This is a genomic window from Myroides odoratimimus (genome assembly GCF_001485415.1).
In the GTDB taxonomy this organism is placed as follows: domain Bacteria; phylum Bacteroidota; class Bacteroidia; order Flavobacteriales; family Flavobacteriaceae; genus Flavobacterium; species Flavobacterium odoratimimum.
Genome location: NZ_BCMQ01000017.1, coordinates 51,933 through 78,902, shown reverse-complemented (window position 1 = coordinate 78,902; position 26,970 = coordinate 51,933). Strand labels below are relative to the sequence as shown.

Annotated in this window: 25 protein-coding genes; 7 read left to right on the top strand and 18 right to left on the bottom strand. The window is 34.9% G+C overall.

What is annotated here, in order from left to right; all coding sequences use genetic code 11:
* Positions 1-142 precede the first annotated feature (142 nt).
* From MODO_RS13795 to MODO_RS13785, 3 genes are all read right to left on the bottom strand, one after another.
* The gene (locus MODO_RS13795; protein WP_006258619.1) at positions 143-1,138 is read right to left on the bottom strand and encodes an IS110 family RNA-guided transposase; all 996 of its coding nucleotides are present in this window, start codon (positions 1,136-1,138) and stop codon (positions 143-145) included.
* A 422-nt stretch (positions 1,139-1,560) separates the two neighbouring features.
* Entirely contained in the window at positions 1,561-2,625 is a 1,065-nt protein-coding gene (locus tag MODO_RS13790) for an acyl-CoA dehydrogenase family protein (protein WP_006259525.1), read from the bottom strand.
* Between the two features lie 106 nt (positions 2,626-2,731).
* Entirely contained in the window at positions 2,732-3,808 is a 1,077-nt protein-coding gene (locus MODO_RS13785) for an acyl-CoA dehydrogenase family protein (RefSeq protein WP_006259527.1), read from the bottom strand.
* Between the two features lie 157 nt (positions 3,809-3,965).
* Here MODO_RS13785 and MODO_RS13780 point away from each other — a divergent pair, with 157 nt between their 5' ends.
* The 3 genes from MODO_RS13780 to MODO_RS13770 all read left to right on the top strand — a co-directional run bounded on the left by MODO_RS13780 (position 3,966) and on the right by MODO_RS13770 (position 7,138).
* A complete protein-coding gene (locus MODO_RS13780; protein ID WP_006259528.1) occupies positions 3,966-5,993 on the top strand; it encodes a M3 family metallopeptidase in 2,028 nt (675 codons plus the stop codon).
* A 64-nt stretch (positions 5,994-6,057) separates the two neighbouring features.
* A complete protein-coding gene (locus tag MODO_RS13775) occupies positions 6,058-6,567 on the top strand; it encodes a Crp/Fnr family transcriptional regulator (protein WP_006259529.1) in 510 nt (169 codons plus the stop codon).
* Positions 6,568-6,604: 37 nt separating this feature from the next.
* Positions 6,605-7,138 (top strand): DinB family protein, encoded by a 534-nt coding sequence (locus MODO_RS13770; RefSeq protein ID WP_235811665.1) that lies wholly within the window; start codon positions 6,605-6,607, stop codon positions 7,136-7,138.
* Positions 7,139-7,197: 59 nt separating this feature from the next.
* Here the strand turns inward: MODO_RS13770 and MODO_RS13765 are convergent, their stop codons facing one another.
* From MODO_RS13765 to MODO_RS13755, 3 genes are all read right to left on the bottom strand, one after another.
* Positions 7,198-7,743 carry a hypothetical protein gene (locus MODO_RS13765; RefSeq protein ID WP_006259531.1) on the bottom strand — a complete coding sequence of 182 codons (546 nt, stop codon included), beginning with the start codon at positions 7,741-7,743 and terminating at the stop codon, positions 7,198-7,200.
* Between the two features lie 169 nt (positions 7,744-7,912).
* Positions 7,913-8,785: a pirin family protein gene (locus MODO_RS13760; protein WP_006259532.1), complete on the bottom strand. Its 873-nt coding sequence runs from the start codon at positions 8,783-8,785 to the stop codon at positions 7,913-7,915.
* A gap of 133 nt (positions 8,786-8,918) precedes the next feature.
* Entirely contained in the window at positions 8,919-14,810 is a 5,892-nt protein-coding gene (locus MODO_RS13755; RefSeq protein WP_006259533.1) for an alpha-2-macroglobulin family protein, read from the bottom strand.
* A gap of 222 nt (positions 14,811-15,032) precedes the next feature.
* On the opposite strand from MODO_RS13755, the gene MODO_RS13750 reads away from it, so the two are divergent.
* The gene (locus MODO_RS13750) at positions 15,033-15,983 is read left to right on the top strand and encodes an alkaline phosphatase family protein (RefSeq protein ID WP_006259534.1); all 951 of its coding nucleotides are present in this window, start codon (positions 15,033-15,035) and stop codon (positions 15,981-15,983) included.
* Positions 15,984-16,059: 76 nt separating this feature from the next.
* Here MODO_RS13750 and MODO_RS13745 read toward each other — a convergent pair whose 3' ends face one another.
* From MODO_RS13745 to MODO_RS13715, 7 genes are all read right to left on the bottom strand, one after another.
* Positions 16,060-16,446, bottom strand: a complete 387-nt coding sequence (locus MODO_RS13745) for a hypothetical protein (RefSeq protein WP_006259535.1) — start codon at positions 16,444-16,446, stop codon at positions 16,060-16,062.
* Between the two features lie 106 nt (positions 16,447-16,552).
* On the bottom strand, positions 16,553-16,984 hold the full coding sequence (locus MODO_RS13740) for a hypothetical protein (protein WP_006259536.1): 432 nt from the start codon (positions 16,982-16,984) through the stop codon (positions 16,553-16,555).
* Positions 16,985-17,183: 199 nt separating this feature from the next.
* Entirely contained in the window at positions 17,184-17,513 is a 330-nt protein-coding gene (locus MODO_RS13735; RefSeq protein ID WP_006259537.1) for a hypothetical protein, read from the bottom strand.
* A 93-nt stretch (positions 17,514-17,606) separates the two neighbouring features.
* The gene (locus MODO_RS13730; protein WP_006259538.1) at positions 17,607-19,172 is read right to left on the bottom strand and encodes a M20/M25/M40 family metallo-hydrolase; all 1,566 of its coding nucleotides are present in this window, start codon (positions 19,170-19,172) and stop codon (positions 17,607-17,609) included.
* A gap of 177 nt (positions 19,173-19,349) precedes the next feature.
* Entirely contained in the window at positions 19,350-20,045 is a 696-nt protein-coding gene (locus MODO_RS13725) for a hypothetical protein (protein ID WP_006259539.1), read from the bottom strand.
* 56 nt (positions 20,046-20,101) lie between these two features.
* Entirely contained in the window at positions 20,102-20,758 is a 657-nt protein-coding gene (locus MODO_RS13720) for a hypothetical protein (protein WP_230456764.1), read from the bottom strand.
* A 22-nt stretch (positions 20,759-20,780) separates the two neighbouring features.
* The gene (locus tag MODO_RS13715) at positions 20,781-21,491 is read right to left on the bottom strand and encodes a hypothetical protein (RefSeq protein WP_006259541.1); all 711 of its coding nucleotides are present in this window, start codon (positions 21,489-21,491) and stop codon (positions 20,781-20,783) included.
* Between the two features lie 222 nt (positions 21,492-21,713).
* On the opposite strand from MODO_RS13715, the gene MODO_RS13710 reads away from it, so the two are divergent.
* Positions 21,714-22,610, top strand: coding sequence for a DMT family transporter (locus MODO_RS13710; RefSeq protein WP_006259542.1), 897 nt, complete (start codon positions 21,714-21,716; stop codon positions 22,608-22,610).
* 197 nt (positions 22,611-22,807) lie between these two features.
* Here MODO_RS13710 and MODO_RS13705 read toward each other — a convergent pair whose 3' ends face one another.
* The 5 genes from MODO_RS13705 to MODO_RS13690 form a co-directional block, all read right to left on the bottom strand.
* Positions 22,808-23,161 carry a hypothetical protein gene (locus MODO_RS13705; protein ID WP_006259543.1) on the bottom strand — a complete coding sequence of 118 codons (354 nt, stop codon included), beginning with the start codon at positions 23,159-23,161 and terminating at the stop codon, positions 22,808-22,810.
* 83 nt (positions 23,162-23,244) lie between these two features.
* A complete protein-coding gene (locus tag MODO_RS19255) occupies positions 23,245-23,400 on the bottom strand; it encodes a hypothetical protein (protein WP_155116060.1) in 156 nt (51 codons plus the stop codon).
* Positions 23,401-23,668: 268 nt separating this feature from the next.
* Positions 23,669-24,058 carry a hypothetical protein gene (locus MODO_RS13700; protein ID WP_006259544.1) on the bottom strand — a complete coding sequence of 130 codons (390 nt, stop codon included), beginning with the start codon at positions 24,056-24,058 and terminating at the stop codon, positions 23,669-23,671.
* Positions 24,055-24,369, bottom strand: coding sequence for a hypothetical protein (locus MODO_RS13695; RefSeq protein ID WP_006259545.1), 315 nt, complete (start codon positions 24,367-24,369; stop codon positions 24,055-24,057). Before MODO_RS13695 ends, MODO_RS13700 begins: the two co-directional genes overlap by 4 nt.
* Positions 24,370-24,478: 109 nt before the next feature.
* Positions 24,479-25,024: a HugZ family pyridoxamine 5'-phosphate oxidase gene (locus tag MODO_RS13690; RefSeq protein WP_006259546.1), complete on the bottom strand. Its 546-nt coding sequence runs from the start codon at positions 25,022-25,024 to the stop codon at positions 24,479-24,481.
* 190 nt (positions 25,025-25,214) lie between these two features.
* Between MODO_RS13690 and MODO_RS13685 the strand changes: the two genes are divergently transcribed.
* Together MODO_RS13685 and MODO_RS13680 are read left to right on the top strand one after the other, a co-directional pair.
* The gene (locus tag MODO_RS13685) at positions 25,215-26,108 is read left to right on the top strand and encodes a hypothetical protein (protein ID WP_006259547.1); all 894 of its coding nucleotides are present in this window, start codon (positions 25,215-25,217) and stop codon (positions 26,106-26,108) included.
* Between the two features lie 4 nt (positions 26,109-26,112).
* Entirely contained in the window at positions 26,113-26,961 is an 849-nt protein-coding gene (locus tag MODO_RS13680; protein ID WP_006259548.1) for a hypothetical protein, read from the top strand.
* Positions 26,962-26,970: the final 9 nt, after the last annotated feature.

Sequence of the window (26,970 nt, the reverse complement as noted above, 5' to 3'; positions counted from 1 at the left end):
CGATTACTATGATAAAAGCAAATCATTATTAATATATTTTACACCTTATTTTTGAGAATAACTCAATAAAACAAGGCATATCTAACCTGAGGATTATATCCGTATTATCCTCTATTTTTGTTTCTAATTCAATGTATGATGTTTATGCTACTTGTCGTACCTCATAAGCTTTTTTATTCCTAACACAAGAACATATACGCTGTACAAGCTTGTTTCTAACATTGTTTAAAACAAGCATCTTATGCTTACCTTCTCCAACTTTCCTCTCGTAATAAGCCCTTATCTCTGGGTCCCATCTAACAGCTGATAAAGCACAGAGATGTAAAAGTTTTTTAAGCTTTTTATTAGCCATAAAGTGTACTTTAGCTTTGCCTCTTACACTTTTACCTGAAGTATATTCAAAAGGGACAACACCACAATAAGATGCTAATTGTCGAGAGTCTTCAAATGATGTAAACGCATTGGTATAACATATTAAAAACATCGCTGTAATATCTCCAACACCTCTTACAGAAATCACACAATCAAATATCTCAGATACCTCTTGATTTTCTCTAATAAGAGTATTTAACTGTTCTTCAATCACCTTTATAGCGTTCTCTAAAGCCTTGATAATAGCCTTATCATTTTTAGACAAAACCTTGTACAGTTCATCATTAAACCCCTTAAATTCGTTGGTTCTTACTTCTATAGCTGTCTTATGAGCTATACTCATCTCTCGCTGTCCCAATAGAGCCTGAATCTTATTCAATACAGCCTTTGATGCTTTAAAGAGCTTCGCTTCTTCTTGATTTTTCTTAGCATACAATGCTATCCTTTTAGAATCTATCTTGTCATTCTTTCCTCTTTGTATTCCACTACTTCTTATAATTCTATAAGCCATTTCTACCCATAGATTACAATTCTTTGAAAGCAAAATATCTACTAAAATATTTTTATAAATACCTGTATGCTCCATACATATCAATGTTTCCTCTACACAACATCCTTCGCTTTTCATCCACTTCATAAATTGATCAACTCCCGTTTTAGTGTTTTCAAACTGATTGTGTTTACAAGAATTAGCATCTACATAAATAGCTACATCAAAATAATCTTTGGAAATATCTATTCCGATAAATTGTGTAAATTTGTCCATATGATAATTATTTAAGGCAACCTGTTACTAAAATATCATCTAAACCTTAATACTAGACCTCGACGTCTTAATTACTAGTCTGATACTCTTTAGTAAAATCAACAAAGTCCTACTCGAATTTTAGGGCGTTATCCTTGTAATTCGTCTGGTTCACTTTGTTGATTAGGTTGTTTTATTTATTCTCTACAATATTATCATATTCTCAGTTAGCAAATCTAAAGGTAATTCGTAATTTGAAATAATTAAACGTAAAGATGAGATCTTACATTACCCTCAAAAAACACATAACAGATGAGTATACTCATGGGCATCTAATATTGAATATGTACAGTACACCCCTAATATTATATTTCTATTAGAAGTGATATACATACTTGATGCCGTAGGCAAACCATTTGTAATTCGTAATTTGAAAATCGTAATTAAAGAAACAGGCTGTGTTGGCATGCTGTTAATATATCTCTGACGATTCTACTTATAGGAGAGCTATTATTCACTCCGTACATCCCAAGATAAGGTAAATGCTGTATCACCTCATCTCTCCCTTGATACACCACTTCTTTACACAGTTTATCTATAGTATTACACTCTTCTTCTGTCAGTTCAATACCTTCTTGTACTTTCTGCCATGTAGTAGATGCTAAATCATAAAAAGCTTCTCTACGCGTGTGATATGCTGTCTGTAGCTTCACTAACAATTCTGTTTGGAACTGTTCATAAACACCTCCTTTGAGTTTATTAAAATATACCTCTACTTCTTGTAGAAAGTGGTATTGCATTCCCAACTGATTCACAGCTAATGTAAACTTCGCAAACGGATAAAAAGGAAACTTATAAAGTGGGGTGTCGATAGTACATGCCTCACTCGTGATACTAAAGCTACATGATTTAGGTACGCATAATCCTTCTGCCACGATAGAATGACTCCCTGTAGCTATTAGTCCTAAGGTATCCCAACTGTTCTTAGTTGTTACTTCAGAAGGCAAAAAGAAAAATGACTTATACACAGGTCTTCCTTCTGCATCATACTGCAATTCCCCATTGACTTCAAGATGACAATTCGCTGTAAAAACTGTACAATGCTGTAGTCCTGTAACGATATCCCAAGTCCCATTGATAAGGTAATATTCTCCTTCTTCTCTTGCTACTCCACTTACCTTACCACTACCTCCAAAACACACCTTAGCGTCTTGAAAGACTTTATTACTTTCATTAGGATCTAAAAAGCCTACAAACATATTAGCTCCTGCACATAGCGTCACTGTCCATCCTAAACTCCCATCTATAGTAGCTAATTGCTCTTCTACCCTTAGTGCATCTATAAAGTCTAGTTCTAATCCATTATATTGTTTAGGCACAAATAGGTTGAATAAATTGTTTCTATACAGCACTTCTAGTTGTTCTGTTGTTAGATGACCTAATTGTTCTGCTGTAGTTATATTGTCTTTAAGTATTTGCACATCGGCATCACTTAGATACTGTCTCATAATATGTTGTTTTGTCAACAACAAAGCTACCGCATTAAAACACTTTAAACAAAAAAGACCTCATCAGTAATACTGATGAGATCTCTTCAAATTGCTCTATTTTTCTCTATTCTAAATTTTCTGGTAATAATAAACTAAACTGACTCGCTGTGAGAATATCTCCTATGATACGGTTCATCTCTGTAGTATAATTCATCGCTCCCATACCTAAATAAGGCACGACTTTCAGAACAGCATTACGTCCTTTATAGACTAGACCTTTGCACATCTTCTCAATATCAGCAGTAGTCTGCTCTGTTAACTTCCCATTTAATGCTATCTCATCACTAGAGGACTGAGCTAATCGATAGAAGGCTGCTCTTCTCTCAAGGAATTTCTCTTCATATTGATAGAACAATTCATCTTTAAACTCAAAATATTTATTATACAACTCTCCTGTAAAGTACTTTCTTAGTTCATCCATAAAATGCTCTTGCATGCCCAAATGATTTGCAGTCAAGGTTAACAATGCAAACGACATAAAGGGATAGTGATAGATCTGTTCGTTGATAACAGGATGATTACTATCTATCTCAAAAGCACGATTACTACTTACCCTAAAGTCTTTGATATTGACGCTGTGGCTCGCAGTAGCTTTTAACCCGACAGACTGCCAATCTTCAATAACATTAATCTCCTTAGGAAAGAAGAAAAACGTTTTAAAATAAGGCGAACCATCTTCCTTATAAAGCAATTCTCCTTTTTCTTCAATATGACAGTTCAAGGTCAATACAGTACAATGTGGTAATCCGACGATATAATCCCAAGTACCATTCACTATATACCCATCTCTGGATACCTTAGCGATACCATCTATCTGTCCACTTCCTCCAAAACATACTTTAGGGTCTTGGAAAATCATTTTGGCAAGAAAGCTTTCTAAATATCCTACGAACATATTAGCACCAGCACACATGGTCACTGTCCACCCTAGACTACCATCTATTCTAGCCAACTGTTCTTCCACCTGTAAAGCTTCAATCAAACTAACTCCTAGGCCTCCTAAATATTCAGGCACAAACATATTAAACAACTTATTATCATAGATAACTTGTAGTTGCTTATCCGTTAATGTACCTAATCTAATAGCTTCATTTACTTCACTTCTCAGAATGTCTACATCCTTTGATGATATTTCCATCATAACATATTGATTAATTATCTATTATAACAAACATATTAATTTAAAAATTGATTAATATGTGATTATTCACACCTAGTGCAAAAAACATTCCAATATTATTAACTAACCATTATTTAAAAAAAACTTACTTTTATAGTATAAAAATAAATTAGAAAATATGTCGGCATTGAACAATCCATTTAACACCGTTCATGGTACAGCACCATTTACTCAAATTAAAACGGAAGACTATATACCTGCTTTCAAAAAAGCAATACAAGATACAAAAGCAGAGATAGACACTATTACGGCTAACGTTGCAACACCTACCTTTGAGAATACACTAGAGGCATTAGCCTACTCAGGGATGGAATTAGATGTATTGTCTAATATCTTCTTTAACCTGAACTCTGCAGAGACCAATGATGAGATGCAGAAAATAGCACAAGAAGTAGCTCCTATGTTATCTGCATTAGGCAATGATATCTCTTTAAACGAAGAGTTATTTAAACGTGTAAAAGCAGTTTATGAACAAAAAGAGACACTGAACCTTACTATAGAACAAGAAACCTTATTGACAAAGAATTATAAAAGCTTTGTCCGCAATGGTGCATTGTTATCAGAAGATAAAAAAGAAAGATTAAGAGCAATAGATGCAGAACTGTCTACTACAGCCCTAAAATTTGGAGAAAACGTATTAGCAGAAACACATAAATACCAACTGCACATCACCGAGGAGAAAGACTTAGCTGGTCTTCCTGAAGGCGCTATAGAAGAGGCAAGAGCTTTAGCAGAACAAGAAGGTAAAGAGGGATGGATATTCACATTAGACTATCCTAGTTATATCCCTTTTATGACCTATGCTGATAATCGTGAGTTGCGTAAAGAGATGGCTATCGCTTCAGGTAAAAAAGCCTTTCAAGATAATGAGCACAACAATGAAGCGAATGTCTTAAAGATCGTAAACCTACGTCATGAGAGAGCTAATCTATTGGGATATGCTACACATGCTCACTTCGTATTAGAAGAGCGTATGGCACAGAGCCCTGATAAGGTAAATGCTTTCTTAGAAGAGCTATTAGCAAAGGCTAAGCCTGCTGCAGATAAAGAGTTTGCCGAATTAACTGCTTTTGCTCAAAAAACAGACAAAGTAGATGTGTTAGAGAAATGGGATGGTTCATACTACTCTGAGAAGTTAAAACAAGAGCGCTTTAGCTTAGATGATGAATTACTTAAACCATACTTCCAGTTAGAGAATGTATTAGACGGTGCTTACCAAGTAGCAAATAAGCTATACGGATTAGTTTTTACAGAAGTACAGACTATAGAGAAGTATCATGCAGATGTACGTACATTTGAGGTAACGAACGAACAAGGGGACTTCATAGCGGTATTCTATACTGACTTCTTCCCACGTAAAGGAAAGAGAAACGGTGCATGGATGACTTCATTCAAAAACCAATATATCAAAGATGGTATCAATGAAAGACCACATATCTCTATCGTATGTAACTTCACTAAGCCAACTGCGACTAAGCCATCGCTACTTACCTTTAACGAAGTGACTACTCTATTCCACGAGTTTGGGCATGCACTACACGGCATGTTAGCAAATACCACTTACCCATCTCTATCAGGAACTAATGTGTATTGGGACTTCGTAGAATTGCCAAGCCAAGTGATGGAGAACTGGTGTTATGAGAAAGAAGCTTTAGAGCTATTCGCTAAACACTATCAGACAGGAGAGACTATCCCTATGGAATTAGTAGAAAAAATCAAAGAGAGTGCGAGCTTCTTAGAAGGAATAGCTACAGTACGTCAGTTGAGCTTCGGTCTATTAGATATGGGATGGCATGGGCAAGACCCTACTGCTATCACGAGTCTAAAAGACTTCGAAACAAAACAATTTGCCTCTACTCAACAATATCCTGATGTAAAAGAGAATGCAATGAGTACTTCATTCTCCCATATCTTCCAAGGTGGTTACTCATCTGGATACTACAGTTATAAATGGGCAGAGGTATTGGATGCTGATGCATTCGCATACTTCAAAGACAATGGCATCTTCAATAAAGAAGTAGCTACTAAGTTTAAAGATTATGTGTTGTCTCAGGGAGGTACTGATCACCCAATGACATTATACAAAAAATTCAGAGGTCAAGAACCTACTCCGGATGCTTTATTAAAAAGAGCAGGATTGTTATAATAGACAGACAAAAGGAAGCTAATTAGCTTCCTTTTTTTATCTTTATAGGTATAATTAGTATTTTATGTCGATTAGCTCAACTACTTCTATTAAAAATAAGTTTACCCTAAAAAAGGGTGACTATCTCTGTCAAATGGGAGATATTAATACTAACTTGTATTATATAGTAAATGGTTGTGTTCAATTATATATTTTAGATAATAATGAGGAACGTATCATTCGCTTCGGATATAAAGGAAGTACAATCTGTGCTTTAGACAGTTTAATTACTCAACAGCCTACTATCTATTACTTACAAGCCATCAGACAAACAGAAGTCATTATACTATCTTCTGAAGAAACGACTAGATTACTAAACGATATGGAAGGAATAAAGAAACTTATTATTCAGTTTCAAGAAAGAGAAATAGACTTACTAACAGATTCTCCTATTCTTCGATATCAAAGAGTCTTAAAACGATCTCCCCTACTATTTCAAGAAGTTCCACAAAAGTATATTGCTCGTTACTTACGAATGACAGCTGAAACTCTATCTCGACTTAAAAATCTTGATTTGAGTCAAGATTTAGATTAATCCTTTACTAGACTTTTGTAGTATAAAATTATTAATGATGACTAACCAACAAGTATTAGATAGATTATGCTTGCTTACAGATAAGCATTTAGAGCAGTTGCAATACATAAAGAGACTTAGTACAGAACAGCTTAACTATAAACCAACAGTAGAATCATGGAATATATTACAGTGTATTGCACATCTTAACTATTACTTTGATTTTTACTTACCTCAATTTAAAAGTGCAATGAATGGTAAAAAGAGAGAACAGCTACTATTTAAATCAGGAGTGATAGGTAAGTACTTTGCCAATATATTATTATACAAAGAGAATCAAAAGCCTATTAAAAGCCCTAAACAGACTAATCCAATAGATAAGATCATCTCTAAAGATGTAATTATCACCTTTGAAGCCAACTTGATTGCTCTGAAAGATATTATAAAAAAAATGCCACAAGAAGTAGTAAACAATAGAGCGATTGTAACGATGTTTTCTAATTGGTACAAACTCAATGTAGGAGATAGCTTGCGCATTGTAGTGTATCACAACGATAGACACTTTCATCAAATACAGAAGTTACTGCCATAAAAACAAAAACTCCCATTGTATTGTTACAATAGGAGTTTTCTTTTAAAGTACATTATTCATTATAAAAAACACTCTTCACTATAAGTATAAGCATCTAGTGTAACAGGTATTTTATTAGCCTCTTTAAGATCATGTTGTACCTCATTGTAACGCTCGATATCAGCATCCGCTTTAGGATCCTTTATACTCTCTAATATTGCATTGATACGGTCAAACTCGCGTTGTTGATCAGCTTTAAGATATCCTTCTGCTACTTTACATACTTCTTTAAAAGTTTTACCTTCTACTTCTTTTAAGAAAGCTGCATCTGTCTTATCATGATCTATTCCCTCATCTTCTGTATAGATGACATTCATATTTCCGATGATTTGTATTGCCTTTTGAAGACGCAATTGATCTGCATCTCCTAAAGTTACCATCATCTTATCTTCAGAATCCATATAGGCATCCATATTGTCTGCGGCTAACTTTAAGTCAGCTGTCTCTGGCTGTATTTGAGGAGTCACGATTTGAGTCTCTTCTACTACTTCTGTTTGCACCTCTTTATCCTTGCAACTAACCGTCAAAAGTGCTAGTGCAAATAATGTAATCCCTACTTTTTTCATACCTATCGATTAATATGACAAATGTAAAAACATACCTAGTCAATATGCAATAGCTATAAACAGCTATTTTACATCCACAAAAAAAGGGAGAGGCAATCACTACCTCTCCCTTCACCAAAACAAAACCACTATAAAAATATAGTCTCCTTACTTATTATGAAATTTATTATTATGCTAGATCTCCAAACTTCCCAGAGTTAAAGTCATCTACTGCTTGTACTAACTCATCTGTTGTATTCATTACGAATGGTCCATAATGTGCTATTGGTTCATTTAAAGGTTCTCCTGAGATTACTAAGACTACAGCATCTTTAGTAACTTCTACTGTAAACTCTTCTCCTTCTCTCTCCATGTGAGCCACATGATCTGTAGCTACTACTGTTCCATTTACTTTTACTTCACCTTCTAATACTAACAATAAGGTAGTATACCCTGAAGGAAAGCTAAAGTTAGTATTTGTACCTACTTTTGCTTTTAAATTGTACATGTGAATAGGTGAGAATGTAGAAGCTGTTCCTTTAGTCCCATTATAATCTCCTGCTATCACTTCTATTACTCCCTCTCCATTAGGCAATGTATATTTTGCCATTTTATCATGTTCTATTGCTTGATACTTAGCAGGTCCTTTCTTATCTTCTCTCTTTAAGTTCACCCATAATTGTACCATTTGAAACTCACCACCTGTTTTACTCCATTCCGTTTCATGAAACTCTTTGTGTAAAACTCCAGACGCTGCAGTCATCCACTGTACATCACCTTCTCCTATGATACCTCCACCTCCGCTACTATCTCCATGTTCTACACGTCCTTTATACGCTATTGTTACAGTCTCAAATCCTTTATGCGGGTGAACTCCTACACCTCTTGGGATTTCTGAAGGCCCAAATGTGTATTTAGAATTATAATCAAACATGATGAAAGGATCCATCTGTTGCATATTCATATTAGGCATACTTGGAATAAAGTTGTGCACTCTAAAACCATCTCCTACAAAGTGTGCTGGTTGTGGTTTTACTACTTGTTTAATATTTCTTGTTTTCATATCTCTTTGTTTTTTGTATTACAAATTTACAACCTCATCACCCCTTAAACACTTAACCTACAACAAGAAGTATACCTCATAAAAAAGGAGGTTTACCTCAGCAAACCTCCTTCTGTTTATTTATCTAGCTACACTAGTTCTTAATCTCTACTCTGATGCCTTCACTATGAGCACTTAGCTCTGGTGCGTACATACTCTGCATGGTTGTAATACCATTCGAGAATTGACCACTTACATTAGCTCTTAACTCATACTCGAATACATAACTTCCTTTTCTCAATCTCGATATAAAGAAATTCGTAGATGCGTCCCTCGTTTCTTCATAGTATCCCAACTCTCCTTTCCATCTATACCCTGATAGTACATTCGTAGGTTCAAAGCCACTAGCACGCATATCTTTTAAGTGAACATAGTCCATATTCCTATCTGTACTTATCTCTAAACGTACTGTCACCACATCACCTACTTTAATTGGAGACTCCTTAGTGATCTCACGTAGTACTTGACCTTGCTCTGTATTCGCTTTTATATATAGTTTTTTAGTTAACTTAATACCTGTCTCTGCAGCATTAATAGCATCTAAATCTTCAAAGTACTGCCAATACATCGCGCCATAAGCGATACCAGGAGAGGACTTATTTACTTCTACAACACCTTTTTTAGCTGTCAGCTCTGCTTTAGACCAACTCTGTTTAATATAACCACTACCCGCCTGAGCATTTGCTTCTGTATCTATAAGATATCCTCCTACTTTTACTTCAAGACCTTGCTCTGCATCTAACCAAGACTTACCTGTATTTAATAAGGCATATACAGCCTTTGTAGTTGCTTTAGTAGATCTCCATCCAGTAGTTTGTTTATTCTTTAGTAACCAAACTTTCATCTGTTCTATCGCATTAGCGTATCTCTCTTTATTTACCTCGTTGGTAGCTTCTAGAATTGCTACTTGGGTTTCGATAGGAGCCTGATACCATAACCATCCTGCAGTATTATTCTTCCAATACATTCCCATCTCATCAGACTCTACTGCTGTCTCCATAATCCCCTTAACAATACTCTCTGCCTTTTTATCAGAACCAAATCTCTTTGCTATCACAGCTCGTATAGCCTCTTGATAAAGATTATTAGCAGGTTTCTCGCTCTCGATACTTTGACGAATAGCTGTTATCATAGGAGAGTATTTCTCATTGATACCAAAGTCCCCTATAAAATAACTACGTGCATATAGATAGTGTGTACCTAAGCTAGGAACTTTACCTTTTACACCAAACTTCACTTGCTCTTCATAATCTTTATACTGTGCCTGATCCATATACTCTATTGCTCTCCTTAGCATCGAAATATAATTCACATCACTTGCCCAAGGCGCATCCATTGCACCTATGCGTTTCAGATTACCAAAACCTTCTACAATAGTTTGTGTAATATAGTTATCTGATTTACCTCCTTTAAACCAAGAGAATCCTCCATCTTCGTTTTGTTGCTCGATTAACTTATCAATATCCGACTGAAGATCATATTGCATTTTATTCAAATCAAACAAGACTGCCATACGCTTCATTTGTTCAGCCTCACTTGTTGCTTCTCTAACCCATGGCGACTCAGCTAACAGTACACTCTTCAACTCTTGATTCTGTTCTAGTTTAGAAGACATTTCTCCTTTTACATTCCATTGATCGAAGACAGTCTTAATCTTAGGATTGTCATTTAATATCTTCGTTGCAACAGCATTAGCAAACACTTTACTAAACACTTGCTCTGAGCTATCATAAGGATATTCTTGTAAGTATGGTAAAGCAAACACAGCATTCCAAATCGGATTAGTCGTTAACTCTAATGTCAGTTTATGATTCTGCAGTGTATTGCTTCTATTCGCTTCATACTCTTTAAACTTGAATATCTTATTCTGTCCTTCTTTGATATAGATAGGCATTGTCTCTGTTACTAGCATTCTATTAGTCAATACTGGTAGTACAGACTCTTCTCCATCACTATAATTATCTGACACAGCTACTATTCTACACGATACTACATCTACGCTATTCGGAACTTCTATATCCCAATTTACAGCACTTGACTCTTCCTTATTGACAGAGAACTCTCCTGTTTTCTCTACCAACAACTCATTCGTGTAAGCATTAAACAGTTGAAGAGTAGCTTTACCTTTTCTATTAGTATCAGATAGATTAACTACTTTAGTAGATAACGTTAACTTATCTCCTTGTCGTAAGAAACGAGGTAAGTTAGGCACTACCATTAACTCTTTTTGAGTTACTACTTCTTTTTCTGCATAGTCACTACGCAAATCCTTAGTATGAGCAAAAGCCATAAACTTCCATTTAGTCAAAGCTTCAGGCATTGTGAACTCAAACTTCACATCACCATTCTCATCTGTCTTTAGTGTAGGGTAAAAGAATGCTGTCTCTTGTAAGTTTTTACGAATAGTCGGCGCAGGGGCATCCGTTTTTTCTACACTGTTACCACCACTACTTACGTCCTTAGACTCAATCATAGGAGCAGTTTCTTTAAACTCCTCTTGAGATGAAAGTTTAAGAGCAACAATATTTTCAGCCATTGCATCTCCACTCGTAGCACTCACCTTACTCATCCCTCTCACTCGCATTGTTCCAGAACCAATTCTAACTTTAGGTTGGAAGTTTAAGCCGTAAGTATTAAATACGATTGGTCTATCTATTATAAACTTAGTATAATCAACTGTCTCACTTGCTAATGAATTAAAGTAACTTATTCCTTTGATATTACTAAAATCATACATACTAAACGAAGGTCTGTTGTAATAATGTACAGGAACCTTAAGAGTAGTATTTAGACTATGTGATACAAACTGATCTAAAGAAGCATCATACATAGTAGCCAATATTTCAGATACCACTTGCTCCTTCTCCTTCCCTTTTACTCTTAAAGACCACTTTTCTTTAGCTCCTGGTTCTACCTTATCTCTAAAAGACTCAATAACTAAAGACAGTTTACTCTCTTCTCCTTTTAGAGCAACACTAGCCGCATCTTGTGCTGCTATATTGTGCTTTAATGCTAAGGCATAAACATCTACTACCTTATAATCCTGTTTAATAGGAATATCTATTGACGAACCTCTCTTATTGATCTTCATCACTTTTTGATAAACCTGTTTACCGTTTGCTTTTACTTCTACGAATGCATACGTATTATTCTCAGCACTGCGTATCTCTACACTAGCCTTATCTCCTACTTTATATACTTTGTCCTCTGCTTTTAATTCTACTAAGACCTTTGATGGCTCTTTTGACTCCTCATTTCTTAATGTAAAGCGTTTCTCTATCTCATTCTTCTCACCGTTCTCGTATACATATCCCTTAACGATATACGCACCCGAAGACAATTGTTTAGCTCCCTTAAATACCACCTCTTTTGTATCTGCTGTATTAAATGATGTACTAAACACAGAATTACCTATTCCCCATTGCGCAGTATCTTTCTCATCTCCGTAATCTAAATGAGGGAATAGAGAGACAAACTCATTGTAATCATACAACTTATAATCTCCTTTATCTAAACCAAAATTATCAGAGATACGCTCAGGATTAGGAGCTAAAAGAGGAAATATACTTAACTCCCCTTGAGAAGCATAGTCTATCCCATTTAAGTTCTTCGTACTAATCGTAAACTTACTCAAATCCTTTACTGTAGAAATAAAAGGAAGATTAACAGCTAACTCTATATTCTTCTCTCCTACTACAACATCTATACTACTGCTATGTGTTTCTCCATTCTGGTCTATTACATCTGCATAGACAAAATAAGTAAAGGTACGAGGCAGCTTACTTTCTTTTTCTTCTTTAGGCAACGCCTTAAAGCTGATAGTAAACTTTCCTTTCTCATCCGTTATTGTCTCTCCCTGAATCATTGTCTCAGGATTCAGATATCTACTTGGGTAGTAAGGTCCACATATCCAATAAGGCCATATCTCTTGTCGTTCTACTCTATAGATTACTTTCGCCTTATCTATATTAGCCCCTAAGAAAGCCTTTGCACTTCCTTCTACTATTACCTCCTCATTTAGCTTATAGATCTCTTTAGGTTTTTCGAACTCTACTTCAAACTTCGGACGCTTATACTCTTCTACTGATAGATGACTCCATCCTACAGTCTCCTCTCCTAATATGACTTCAACACTATAATTACCTAATCTACCTACAGATGGCAATACAAACTGTCCATTGACAGAACCAAACTCATTGGTCAACAGTTGTTGTGTAGTCAATTCCTTTCCATTAGGATCATATAGCTTTATAGATACTTGTGCCTTAGCTACGACCTGCTCACTTAGCTTACTCTTTTTAGAAACTATAGATTTAAAATATAAGACTTGTCCAGGTCTATAGATACCTCTATCTGTTAGTACAGTCGCTTTATACTGTACATTATCTTCTTTTTCTTCTTGCTGATAACGATTGTATACATAAGAAGAATAATATACCTCTTCCCCTTTTATATTAGCATAGAGATATCGATCAGATTTAGCAAAATCAAGATTAGCCTCTCCATTCGAATCTGTCGTTATCACCGTTTCCCAATAATTACTATTAGTTCGCTTCTCATCTTCATTAGCGATGTGAATACTAATATTGCTTAATGGCTTACCTGTTCTTCTATTATAAGCACGTAATTTCCCTTCGTTTATTTCTATAATATTAGGTGTCACATTGACTAGGCTCACTTGTACATCCGACTCCCCTTCTTTAATCTGATCAAAAGGCACATTAGAAAATGTTATAAAGTATCTACCTGCCTCTAACGGATGTAATGCTACCACAGTCTTGTGCATTTCATAATCAGTGAAGGTACTCAACTGCAATGCATAAGTATCTATAGAAGTATATTCCTTATCTAATCTGTTATATGCCTCTATCCCCTTATGAAAGGGTACATTGTTACTTCTCTTAGCCTGGTTGTTCTTATACACGCGCACATATACCTTATCCCCATTCTGATGTCCTATGCTCACAGGTATAGCCTGCTTATCTAGCACATACTTATTGATATTATAAGTGTATTGTTTGCGTTCTGTATACTTCTTCAGTGCACTTAAGTTCTCTGCCGTCTTGGTATTAGGAAATAACTTTACAGCCTTATCTATTAGAGCTACTAGCTCTACTCCATTTAGATAATTAGCATATCCCTCATACACAAGAGGCTCATTAGGATACGCTGCTAATAAGCTTTCGAACTTCTCTTTTCTATCCTCACTAGATTCTATAGTAGCTGCTAGATACATCTCTACATACACATAGAGTGTAGGATCATTCTTAGCTTTTACATCTTTTAGAAGAGATGCTTTTAACTCTTCCTTCTTTTGCTCTAGTGTTCTACGTTCTTCATCTGACAAATCAAATGAGTTATACTGTAGATTGTCTAAATAATTTAGACGCAATGCATCATACACTGTCAGTTTAGTCCTATTAACACCTAAGTTAGAAACATTAGAGCTAAACATATCTCCCCAATTACCAATAGATTCTCCTTGTTCTTTAGCTGCTAGAGAAAGTCCACTTTGATAATACTTTTCTATTTCTTTCTTAAACTCCTCAGCAGTCCAGTATGCAACACCAGAAGCTGTACTTTGTTCTAAAGTTGTTCTACCTCTAAGTTTATATTTATTAGCAGTGTAATAAAGCTTAAATATTTCAGCGATATACGTGTCGATAATAGCCTTATTAATTCCTTTAGCATTTCTTCTTTCTTCAGCGAATTGCTTAATGACTGTATTGACATCATACTTATCATCTTCACTGACTAAGATATTTACTCTTACCTCATAGAACATTGCCTTAATCATACTAGGATAGTCATTGTGTCTTTTAGACAACTTCTTTACTTCCTGTATATTGGGCAACATGCTCTTTACCTCAGCATTCTCTTCTTGTTTCTGAATAATATTCCACAACTCCTGTATTCTCCCATTCGAGCTTTGTCCAAAGCCGATCATCGGAGCAAGAATCATAAGATACAAACCTAACTTCTTCATAGTTTTATAATTGAATCCTTAAAGATAGAGTTTTTATAAATTACTTCTAAAAACTTGTACAGCAAATGATACAAAATAGTCGTTAACCCTACATTAAATAACGCCTACAGTTCTACTTTTTTCTAAACGTTTATATAACCTAAGCTTCACAAACGCATAATGCGAACAACTTGTATAATGAGGTGTAATCGAGGTTACTTTGTGATATACAAAAACATCATTATGAAAAGAATTATTCTAAGCCTTATCTTATGTGTATCCCTAGCATCATGCTCTAGCGATGACAACAAAGTAGAACAAAAAGAAAACAAAAAGTATCAAACTGAGAATGTCGTATTACTCGTAATCGACGGCCCTAGAATGACAGAGACGTGGCAAGAAACTACACAAGCGCATATCCCTAACCGTATTGCTCTATTAAAAGAAGGAGTTTTTATCAGCAACTTTAGAAACAATGGACTAACGAATACTAATGCAGGACATACAGCTCTTATCACAGGTGTATATGACAGTATTAAAAATAACGGTAAAGAACTTCCTACCAATCCTTCTGTGTTACAACAATGGTTAAAACAAACGAACAAAGACAGTAGCAAAGCTTGGGTTGTCGTATCTAAAGACAAATTAGAAGTACTAAACAACACTAAAAACCCAGATTGGAACAATAAATATATGCCTAAAGCAGATGCAGGAGTAGCAGGTAATGGTACAGGTTATAGAACAGATGAAGTAACTATCGAGAACTTCAAAAAAGTAATCACAACTGACAAACCTAATGTAGTTGTTATTAACTTAAAAGATGTGGATAGCTATGGACATGCTAACAAATGGAATGAATACATACAAGCTATCAAAACAACAGATCAAAGCATTAAAGATATATGGGATTTCTTACAATCTCAACCTGACTATAAAGGCAAGACAACACTAATGGTATCAAATGACCATGGTCGTCACTTAGATGGGGTAAAAGATTCTTTTGTTAACCATGGAGATGCTTGTCTAGGATGTCGTCATATCGAATTCTTCGCTATGGGGCCAGACTTTAAACAAAATACAACAATCAGTACAGGTAGTTATGAGCAAATAGATGTAGCAAATACAATGGCTGAACTATTAGGTATAAAGCTAGAATACAGTAAAGGAAAAGTGATAAAAGATATCTTTAAGTAAGTCTATACTTTGTTTCAACAAAAAGAGCTATTAGAGAAAATCTCAAATAGCTCTTTTTTTAGTTATAAATAATAATTTATTTTATTGGCAACAAAGGATCTACAAATGCAATAACAGGTCTGACATACAACTTTCTATCTTTGATAAATCCGACATCACTCACTTGTCCTTCCACAAGCACTGTCACTGTCGTTACTCCTCCAGGACTTACATTAAAGTCCTCTGACTTAAACTTTTTTCCCTCTACAGTAGTTAGTTCTAGATATCCCTTTAATTGGTTTGTCGTAACAGATTTCACATTATATACGAATTGGCTATACCTTTTAGAATCACGTTGTACGACAGAGTGATTCACATATTCTGTATAAGCATCTTTATCATTACTCTTAAGTTCATTATCATCTGATGAGCAACTTACTAATAATAACATCATGATGATCATAGACATCAATATCTTATTCATAAAGCAATTTTTTTATTACAAATAAACTGCACAAACAAAACAAGACACAATGCTTTAACACTACACCAACATTAAGTATCCCAATTGTATATAGCCTACAGACATTCTATCCTGCCTTTGGAAATTTATACATAGGTGGGTTAAAGAAGTCTCTTGAAGGCATTCCCCTATTCGGAAATGCATCAAAGTTGATAGGGGTAGCATACACTTTATAGCTCTTTACATAATCTCTTTCAACTACTACTCCTTCTTTCTTCACTAGAACTTCTCTATGCTCTCCCATATCAAGAGAAAATCTATCCGACTTTATCTTCTCATTATTTATAGTAACTACTTCTACATACCCTTGCATAGGTGTACGCACTTTAGATCTAATAGTAAAATAAAAATTAGTGTACTCCTTAGCTTTTCTAGTTTCTACAGATGTACCATTGTACTGAATACTGACATCTTTATTGTTTACTTCTAAGTCTTCTTTTGAACACCCAGCAACAAAAACCATGACTAACATCATGATAACCAAACTTATATTTTTCATGTTATTATTATTTTAGGGCGTCAAAGTAAAATAAAAACAACAAAAGTTTATACCAAAAAAATATTATTTAACGTAAATACAAAACAGAAAACAATAAAATTAAGATTAAAAAATATAGTTTATTAAAATAGTCACCAAAAACCAACCACCAATACTAGAAACTAAATATAAAAAATAGTTTATACTAATATAAAACTCACTACCACTCCTCAAATGTATAACTATGACTGAAGCTCAAATCAAAGTTCTTATATTGCTCTTTAATTAATTCTATACACTCTTCTCGAGTCCCTTCCTTCTGATAAGAGCCTTTTTTACTCACTATAGGAATATCTGTAATCCACATATCATCTCGTAACCAACCGAACTGTAGTGTATCATCCTCTCCCTTAAATATTCCAATAAAAGTACCTTCTTCTGTCGACAACTTCTTAAAACACGTGATTACTTCTAGCTCTGTAGCCACCTTAGACTCTTCTCCTTCTTGACCCTGATCAGTAAGAGCGTCATAGTAAAACAACTTTATCATATCTACCTTTTTATCTTTCAAAATTAAACAACTCTATGCAACTTTTAACAACAAAAAAAGAGCATTACCTCAGCAATGCTCTTTCTTTATATCTTAGTTACTTGTGCGCTTAGGTCCTCTTGACTCTGGCCACTCTTGACGTTCTCCTTTACTGTCTAATGGAAGAACAATCTTTTCTCTAGATACCAACTCTTTCTCCTCGCTTGCTTTATAAGCCATGATAGCGATTAGAATAGCATTGTTCTGTACATCGTCATAAACGATCTTGTCAGCTGTATCTCTATTCGTATGCCAAGTATAGTTACCATACCCCCAGCTCAATGAACTCATCATAAACCCAGGTATATCTTTACTTACAAATGACACGTGATCTGAACCTCCTCCTGATGGAGAACCAGGGAAGTGTGTTTTAATTTCTTTCTTATATTTCTCAGGCACTGCGTATAACCAGTCTGTGATATATTGATAAGAGTTTAAGAACCCTTGTCCAGAGATATTAGCCACACGTCCTGTACCGTTATCTTGGTTGAATACTACTTGTATCTTATTGTGTAGTTCTGGGTGATCTGCTACGAAAGCACGAGATCCATTTAATCCTTGCTCTTCACTTCCCCAGTTACCGATTAGGATAGTACGTTTAGGATTTGGCAGTACTGCTTTTAGGATACGAGCAGCCTCCATCATCGTGATGATACCTGTACCGTTATCCGTAGCACCTGTTCCACCATCCCAGCTGTCTAAGTGTGCAGATAAGATTACATACTCATCTCCTTTCTCTCCACCTTTAAGCTCAGCTATTGTATTATATGTCTTCGCAGTACCAAGGTCTTTTGACTGTGCATTCACATGGATATGAGGTTTCTTACCATTCTCTGCTAATCGATATAGCATTCCATAATCTTCTAATGCGATATCGATAGTAGGCACTTTTTTAGTCTCTGCTCCAAAGATTCTATTAGACCCCATGATACCTGTCCAGTATGACATTATCACACCAGCAGCTCCTGCATCTTCTAATACTTTAGGCAATTCCTTAGCTGTATATCCTGTATTTTTGATACGAGTAGCCCATGCTTTCTCAGCTGCAGCTTTCTCTTCTTTCATTTTAGTATAAGACTCTTCCGTAGCAAAAGTCTGCCATTGGTAGTCTGGTCTTCCTGTAGGTTGGTGCATAGAGATCATGACATACTTCCCTTTAACAGAAGGTAACCAAGCATTAAAGTCAGCCTGAGAAGCTACATCAGCTAATATCACTACTTCTCCGTCCACCCCTCCTTTTTTAGAAGCAGGGCTCCATGCCAGTTGCATTCCCTCTAATGATTTAGTACGAGGTGAAGTCATCGTGATCTGTGTAGTACCACGCTCCCATGCTTTCCATGTTCCGTATTCTTCATTACGCGCCTCGAAGCCCATAGAAGAATACTGATCCTTAACCCAATTATGTGCTTGCATCATCTGTGGTGTTCCAACTAAGCGAGGTCCGATGACATCCATTAGTTCAAATGCATACTTCTTTAATTGAGAATTAGTAGTTCCTTCTTTTACGATAGCTTCTACTATAGGATCTTGTTTTTGTGCTAATACTAGCGCACTAGACAGTAAGGTCACCCCTAGTACACTATGTGCAATCGTCTTACTGATTACGTTTGTGATTTTCATATTGGTTAGTGTTTAGTTTAAGATGGGCAAATTACACATTTTAACCATACTTCCAAGACTATTAATCGCCTATTTCACCATAAACACTAGATTATACAATAAAATTCACAATAATTAACCTCTATAAATACTCATCACGTAATTTTAATCACTTTTTATTACATAATTACAGCCAACCTATTCATAATATTCATACGCAATCTCCTTCTCACTCACTAGTACATCTCGCTCCACATATACTTCCTGCTTTGTAATATTCCCAAAACTATCGTACCCCTTATTCATTACTATATATTTAGCATCTGTAGAGGCTAATACATCTTTCTGTATATACCCATTCTGATATCCACTATCATCATACATAAACTTCGACAATGAGTTTATCTGTACACTCTCTCCATCCTTTGCTATCATCTGCATAGAGCTAATCTTTCCTTCTTTATCTACTGCCCCTTTTATAGTATTACTCACTGAGGGAGTATTAGTATAAGATGTAACTACAGTATACGCCGCAGGAGAAGACCACTTCTGTATCGCTTCACTTATCACAGCTCCTTCATAATCATATCCTTTTAATACGCGTTGTTGTCCATTATACGGTTCGTATTTAAGAATACCATTACTACTAAATTCTAACAATTCAGTATCTAACTCATTGTCTAAAGACTCCATCGATATCTTATATCCGTTCTCATCATATAGGCTTATTCTCTGTGACACAACATTAGAGTCAGACAGTCGTATAACCTCTGTTACAGACTTTACTCTTCCTCTGATCCCCTCTAACTTCGCATCACTATAGGGTGTAGTACTCCCCTCTGACTTACATCCTACTAGCATTACCGCTAGTACCGACATTAACTGCTTAATCATTTCTTTTTCTTTAGCTTTTTTTATTATTCATAATATTCGTACGTATACTCTACTTCTTAATTGGCATCTATATCCTCACTAGATGTTTCTTGCCTTGTTATATTAGCATACTTATCGAATGTCAAATTAGTTACTTTAATCTCGCCATAAGACTCATTTGTAAGTCTTGATTTCTCTAATACTTTGTCCCCCTTCTCATCATATTCGAATATACTCCTAGATATAGTATCCACTTGACTTTTGCCTATATACTTTCTTAATCCTACTTTATGAGTTTGCCTCCCTTTACCATCTGTTTTTACTACCTCCTTATGTATCTCTCCTTTATCTTCTTCATTCATTCTAATTATAGTATAATCTTGACTAGTAAGCCACTTAGTCGTTGTCACATCATATAACTTGTGATCTGCCCCATACGTTTTACTAATTCTAGTACTATCATGATAGGGTGCATATTCCATTCTAGCCAATAAAGAATATTCTCCTGTCTTATTTTCATCTATGAGTATCTCTTCTGATATCTTATATCCTAAATCATCGTACAGAATAATCTGCTTACATGGTAATCCAAAAAAGCCATTCGAACTAATAACAGTTTTACTCTTCACCTTCCCTTTTAATCCTTCTAACTGTGTATCAGGTATAGGGATAATGGTATCTTTAGTACAACTCGCTAGTACTAACACTAGCATAAACAGTAAACACTTTTTCATTTTCTTTTCTTTAGCCTCTTTATTAATCGTAATATTCGTAGGTAAAGGTTTTATTAAGCACTAATACATCATCCTCGTAATGCTCTTGTACTGTTACATTTCCCTTAATATCTAGTTCTACATTTACCACTTTTAACTCTGTAGATGTATTTTTATTTAAATCATTTACTCTTAAACTAGTTAAATATCCTTCTGTATTGAACGTATTAACTGTCTCTAATCTTTTACCTGGCAAATCAGTTGAACTACTAAATTCATCTTCATACAAACTTTTTACTAAAAGCCCTTTTCCATTAAATGTTTCGGTAGTTATATTAATCAGAACTTCTTTTTCTTCACTACTTTCTCCCCACGAAATTCCTTTACTAATATTAACGCGAATACTATCTGACTGCCACTCTTCTGTCCCCTTAGCTATCTCTACTTTATCACCTAAAAAGCTTATCGTAATCCTTTTATTACCTTTATATGGTTCATAGTTCTCCATCATATTTAAAAACATAGCAACATCAGGTGCTTTTTCATCTAAAACTGACATCTTTTTAGATAGGTAATACCCCTCTTCATTATAAACATTTACTTCTTTAAAGCATGCACTTTCACCTACCCCATTCATAACTATTTCCATATTCTTCACCTTTCCTTTTAACCCATCCACTTGCCAATCTGTAGGTATTTGCCCTAAACAAGAGACAGAAATAAGTATAAAGGTCAATATCAACATATTCCTCATATCGAATTTTATGTTAAAGATACACTATTCCTTAATTATCTTATTCTAAAATTATTACGAAAAATGTTATCATCTTAATTTTTCTCTACCAAATCTCTTATCAAAATAAACGGTCCTATCCTAGGTAAAACAAGAGATTAGCAATAATATACCTCCTACTTCTATACCCCGACTTGAAAATGTACCTTTGCGCAGATTTTTAATTAAAAGATTTTTAAAACAATGAAAAACCTTAAAGGAATTCTATTCGCATTGATTTCTTCGGGTACATTTGGTTTGGTGCCTTTGTTCTCCTTACCATTGATACTGCCGAACTTGCGACCAGAAGGAGTGGTTGCTATAGGCATACCGACCATTCTATTTTATCGATTCTTATTTTCATCTGTGACCATGGGCGCAGTATGTTTGTACAAAAAAACAAGCTTAAAAATTTCTATTAAAGATCTAGCAGTCGTCTTTTTCTTGGCGTTATTGTATGCCGCAACAGCCAAATTCTTAGTCGATGCGTATGAGTATATAGATAGTGGGCTAGCCACTACTGTACACTTCTTATACCCTATATTCGTCAGTATTGTCATGATTATGTTCTATAAGGAGAAGAAGTCTATCGCACTCTTAGTAGCGTCTATTCTATCTCTAGTGGGAGTGGGTATGATGTGTATACACGGTGAGGCTTCGCCTTCACTGATCACAGGTCTAGTGCTCTCTGCACTGACGATATTCACCTATGGACTGTATATCGTAGGCTTAAATAAATCAAGAATATCAGAGATGAACTTTGATTCATTGACTTTCTATGTATTGTTAATGGGGTGTTTAATCTTCTTATTCTACTGTCTATTCACGACAGGAATACAGACGGTGCCCCTAACGAGTGATTGGATTAACCTTATTCTATTAGGAGTATTCGCTACCTTCATTTCTGACTTATGTCTAGTACTAGCAGTGAAGCACGCAGGTAGTACTGTCACCTCTATCCTAGGATCTATGGAACCAGTAGTAGCTGTACTAGTAGGTACCTTATTCTTCGCAGAGCACTTCGACTGGATGTCTGCTATAGGTCTACTATTCGTATTGGGTGCTGTAACCTTAGTTATTATTGCTAATCAGAAGAAATAGTTATTGGTCAACAGTTATCGGTTATCGGTTATCGGTTAACAGCCTTGCCCTACGGGCATAAGACACTTAGATGATGTGACAAACTATGTAGTGATGAAATAAGACTAAACGATTTCACACCTTCACAAAAAAACAAAAAAACAATTTCATAAAAAAAGCCTGCTAGTATGTCTAGCAGGCTTTTCTATTCTTCTTTATTAAGACTCTCTTTCTAATACATCGTCAAGACTCTCTTTGCGTACATCTACTAATTTCATCTGTGGATAGACGAACAGTTGTTGTTTTGCATAAATATCTTTAATGATGGCTAGACATTGTGTTTTGTCAGCATACATCTGTGGGTTGACTAAGGTAGGAGGATTTAACACCTCTACTAAGATACGGTCTTCATCACAGTGAAACTGCATCGTGTGTGCACCTACCGTAATACCGACGAAGTTATCCACTAAGTCTATCGTCTCTGAGAATATCTCTATACATTCTTCTAGTGTTAGCTCTAGATTCTCTTCAGATAAATTCTCATAATAATCTGTATAAAATACTGTAATCATACTGCGCTTTAATTGTTATAACACCTTCTAGACAACGCTATCTCAGTGGAAGTACAAAGGTATCGTTTTTTTCATTTTTTGCCTTATCCTCCTGAATCTTCTCTGTAATTAAAACTCCCACCTTCAAAATAACCTATCACAACCTCAAGAGCTAATACATGAAGAATACGTGGAGTATAAAAGGAGATTCTTTCGACAAACAACCTCTTAGCTCCACCATTCTCGGTGTATTGTCCCACTATTGTCGAACAATATGCGATAAAACCCCATGAATACTGGCTTCAGGATAGGTGCATGATAATAGTACACTTAATACAAAAAACAACAATAAACTATATATCAAATACTTAACAAAAATACTGCTCAAAAAAAACATACAGCTTTTTTCTACTAAATACCCATAAACCTCCAAAAAAGCGGGATTTCTAAAAAAAAGGTGTTCAAAATTTCTAAAATGAGAGAAAAAAACGACTAATAACTAGATGAAAACAAAAAAAGTAATGCTATTTATTTGTGTGATACTTTCTTCTGAAGGGAGTTATTTGCGCTCCACACATATTGTTGTAAGAGATAAAAGAGGATACCCCCTAAGATATAACAGCCTATATCGTATAAATCTGCAGTATAACGAGAAGTGTGCTGAGGAAGGTAATATTCAAAATAAAAGGTGTAGTACAAGACTACACTAGTGATCATCAGGGGAGATAACTGATATGTACTCCCTTTCCACAGGCGTAGAATGACTAATATCACTGCCATCGTAAGGGGAATAGAGAGAATATCGTTGACATAATTATTAATAAAGGATGGTAACTCTACCTCCAGCCGCTGTGCTGTATAGATAGCCCCACCCACTACTAACATAGTAATGAAAGTCCAATGCTTCAATACACTCATGCTACTATCATCCCGATTAGCCAAGCTATAAACATCGTCACTGCCATCACAGTAAACCAAACGCCATAGACTAACTTAAAAAATAAACGTACTAACAGCCATGGATGCTTCGTCATACGGAGTAAAAACTTCTCTATAGCAGAAGGTTCTTCAGCTAACGCCTTAGCGATGCGTTCGCGTTCTAAGTGCTTGCGTTCTTCTTCACGTTGCTGTACCATATTCAATGCATGTCCACACGATATACAGTTATCTGTATCTACATTAAATGTTCCGCATTTAGAACAGCGAATATGTACTTGTCCTTTAGTCATAAATCAAAATAATCTTCTGTCTTCAAAACTACTATTTTATAGTACAATAAAAAAAGCCTTTACTCCAATAAGGAAATAAAGGCTTCTTCCGTTAATAAAAATATAGTTATTACTTTTGATCTACGTTATGTTGTCCATGAGCACCTCTTCTGTGTTCCATCACTTCTAGATTCTCATCTACGAAGTATGCACTACCGAATCCGTTCACATAAGAACCTTTAACTGGCTTAAAGTTAAACATGATGAAGTCTTCTAAGTTATCTAATACTTCTACTACCTTACCATGTCTTTCTCTTAAGTCAGCGATTGCTTTCTCGTATAATGGGTTTTCTTTCTCGATTAACTCCGCTTGAGTATCTAAAGTTAAACGGTGTCTAGCATATAATTGTTTAGATACGCTCTCATCTTCTACAAACATGAATGATACTTGCTTGCGATCACGTAAGTTCTTTGTATGTTTTGCCATAAAAGAAACTAATATCTGAAACTCATTACCTACTCTAGAATAAGGAGCTGTACTTACTAATGGTGTTCCGTCCTCGCTGATAGTAGCCATCATTACTGACTTACACTCATTGATTAATTCTTCGATTTTAGGAGCTTTAGGCTTTACTTTATGTTGATCGAAATTTGGGTTTATTGTATCTGTACTCATCTCTTATAAATTTTAATGAAGCGAAGATAATAAATTATTTAAACTAAATAAGAATAAGAAAGTAGCTTTAACAACATTATGCCATAAAGACACAAATAAATGTACTAGCTATCCGTACTAGGTTTAAATAAATTGCCTAGAAGTGTGTGTTTAAAAATAATTGTATTTTTATCGCCTAGTCAAGACAACAATGAAAAGAACACTTTTAATAGCACCACTATTATTACTATTAATGAATTGTGGTAGTTTTAACTCTACTACAAAACGAAAAGGGAAAACATTTAAAACAACAGTATTAGACCATGCTGTAGAGAAAAGTTACTTACTAATCACAGAAACTTATGCAGATGGAAAATCGAATACAATAAATAAAGATAAAGAGAATACAGAAACAGAAATACGCAACTTCTTATTTACTTATGATGAATATGGTCAATTAGTCAACACCTACTCTAGTAATATCGTCAATGAGAAAGCGACTAACCCTTCTAGCTTAGGAGTGGTGTTAAATGCTAAGAAGCAATTGACAACTATTTCACTAGACGAGGATACCGATAAGTTAAAAGCTGTTTATAAAGATAATATCCTTCATCAAATCACACATTACGAGCCAGAGTTTAAAGAACTAGTGGTTAGTACATTTAGCTATGATAAGCATCAACTACCTGTACATGCAAGATTAGGCAATGAAAGCAAACCTAATGAAGTTATCAATCTTGACTTCACCTATGACCTTAATCAGAATGTACGTACCTATAAGAATCCTCTAGAGTTATTCTCTTTTAGCTATGATGATAAGCAGTATATACTAGCAGGGCAGCCTTATTACTATAATCCGTTCTACTATATGTCTATAGATTGGTTGACCTTTACTACTTATGCTCCTAAAAACAACATTGTGGGCTTCGAAGATGATGAACACATCACTACGATAGACTATACCTATAATACAGACAACTTACCTATCACAGCAAGGGTTAGAAAGACTTCTAAAACAAATGCACTAGATAGTAGAGTGACGTGTGAATATGAGTTTTATTATAAAGAACTAGAGGTTATCCGTTTAAAAAACAAGAAAAGATAAAACCATGAAGTCTATCAGCTTAGTTCTTCTACTACTACTTATATTTCCTATTGCTTGGGGACAACCAATCACAGTAGTAGAACGAGTAATAGAGAAACAACATATACCGAAAGCGCATATTATATCTATCACCCCTAATCCTTCCACAGATCAAACTGATAGAGATACTGAGGTATTTATAAGACACTATGATTTTACATACAATACGCAAGGTATCTTAATATCGACTAGTAGTTACACTATAGAAAATGATATGCCTAGTTATCCCTTTACTACATACATAGAGATGAAGGATAAGCATACTATTAAAAATATTGATTTAGGATCTGATACGAGCTCTTACAAACTAGAATACATAGATAAACTACTTAGTTCGTTTATATTTACTAACAGTAATTTTAGAGAAACGAGAACTAGTACATATAACTATAACACGAACTTATTACCAAGTCAGATTACGATTAGCACTATACCAGAACAGACGAATGCTATTGAAATAAGTTTGGAGTATAACGATAAGTTAAACTTGAACAGAGAAATATATAATGGTCAATACACTGACTATACTTTTGACAATAAAAAATATCCTTTCAGCTATCTGCCATACGGATATACTATATCTAGTTTCTTAGGGAGTGAATCCTTAATATTTACAAATTATATTCAACAAAACAATGTAATTAGAATTGAAAATGTTAAATTTATAACTTCTATAGACTACACATATAACAAGAAAGGATTCCCTATTACTGCTAGAATCACTAGTATAGATAAAGAGGATAAGAACAACAAAAGGCTTTTATATGAGTATGAATTCATCTATAAAGAATTACATATACCAATAATGAAGTAATATATTATA

Excerpts from the sequence above, each read along its gene's own strand:
- MODO_RS13790 (WP_006259525.1), bottom strand. The coding sequence starts at position 2,625 with ATGAGACAGTATCTAAGTGATGCCGATGTGCAAATACTTAAAGACAAT.
- MODO_RS13680 (WP_006259548.1), top strand. The coding sequence starts at position 26,113 with ATGAAGTCTATCAGCTTAGTTCTTCTACTACTACTTATATTTCCTATT.
- MODO_RS13715 (WP_006259541.1), bottom strand. The coding sequence starts at position 21,491 with ATGAGGAATATGTTGATATTGACCTTTATACTTATTTCTGTCTCTTGT.
- MODO_RS13780 (WP_006259528.1), top strand. The coding sequence starts at position 3,966 with ATGTCGGCATTGAACAATCCATTTAACACCGTTCATGGTACAGCACCA.
- MODO_RS13685 (WP_006259547.1), top strand. The coding sequence starts at position 25,215 with ATGAAAAGAACACTTTTAATAGCACCACTATTATTACTATTAATGAAT.
- MODO_RS13755 (WP_006259533.1), bottom strand. The coding sequence starts at position 14,810 with ATGAAGAAGTTAGGTTTGTATCTTATGATTCTTGCTCCGATGATCGGC.
- MODO_RS13735 (WP_006259537.1), bottom strand. The coding sequence starts at position 17,513 with ATGATAAAGTTGTTTTACTATGACGCTCTTACTGATCAGGGTCAAGAA.
- MODO_RS13705 (WP_006259543.1), bottom strand. The coding sequence starts at position 23,161 with ATGATTACAGTATTTTATACAGATTATTATGAGAATTTATCTGAAGAG.
- MODO_RS13745 (WP_006259535.1), bottom strand. The coding sequence starts at position 16,446 with ATGAATAAGATATTGATGTCTATGATCATCATGATGTTATTATTAGTA.
- MODO_RS13775 (WP_006259529.1), top strand. The coding sequence starts at position 6,058 with ATGTCGATTAGCTCAACTACTTCTATTAAAAATAAGTTTACCCTAAAA.
- MODO_RS13725 (WP_006259539.1), bottom strand. The coding sequence starts at position 20,045 with ATGATTAAGCAGTTAATGTCGGTACTAGCGGTAATGCTAGTAGGATGT.
- MODO_RS13710 (WP_006259542.1), top strand. The coding sequence starts at position 21,714 with ATGAAAAACCTTAAAGGAATTCTATTCGCATTGATTTCTTCGGGTACA.
- MODO_RS13760 (WP_006259532.1), bottom strand. The coding sequence starts at position 8,785 with ATGAAAACAAGAAATATTAAACAAGTAGTAAAACCACAACCAGCACAC.
- MODO_RS13700 (WP_006259544.1), bottom strand. The coding sequence starts at position 24,058 with ATGAGTGTATTGAAGCATTGGACTTTCATTACTATGTTAGTAGTGGGT.
- MODO_RS13695 (WP_006259545.1), bottom strand. The coding sequence starts at position 24,369 with ATGACTAAAGGACAAGTACATATTCGCTGTTCTAAATGCGGAACATTT.
- MODO_RS13750 (WP_006259534.1), top strand. The coding sequence starts at position 15,033 with ATGAAAAGAATTATTCTAAGCCTTATCTTATGTGTATCCCTAGCATCA.
- MODO_RS13770 (WP_235811665.1), top strand. The coding sequence starts at position 6,605 with ATGACTAACCAACAAGTATTAGATAGATTATGCTTGCTTACAGATAAG.
- MODO_RS13765 (WP_006259531.1), bottom strand. The coding sequence starts at position 7,743 with ATGAAAAAAGTAGGGATTACATTATTTGCACTAGCACTTTTGACGGTT.
- MODO_RS13795 (WP_006258619.1), bottom strand. The coding sequence starts at position 1,138 with ATGGACAAATTTACACAATTTATCGGAATAGATATTTCCAAAGATTAT.
- MODO_RS13785 (WP_006259527.1), bottom strand. The coding sequence starts at position 3,808 with ATGATGGAAATATCATCAAAGGATGTAGACATTCTGAGAAGTGAAGTA.
- MODO_RS13720 (WP_230456764.1), bottom strand. The coding sequence starts at position 20,758 with ATGAAAAAGTGTTTACTGTTTATGCTAGTGTTAGTACTAGCGAGTTGT.
- MODO_RS13730 (WP_006259538.1), bottom strand. The coding sequence starts at position 19,172 with ATGAAAATCACAAACGTAATCAGTAAGACGATTGCACATAGTGTACTA.
- MODO_RS13690 (WP_006259546.1), bottom strand. The coding sequence starts at position 25,024 with ATGAGTACAGATACAATAAACCCAAATTTCGATCAACATAAAGTAAAG.
- MODO_RS13740 (WP_006259536.1), bottom strand. The coding sequence starts at position 16,984 with ATGAAAAATATAAGTTTGGTTATCATGATGTTAGTCATGGTTTTTGTT.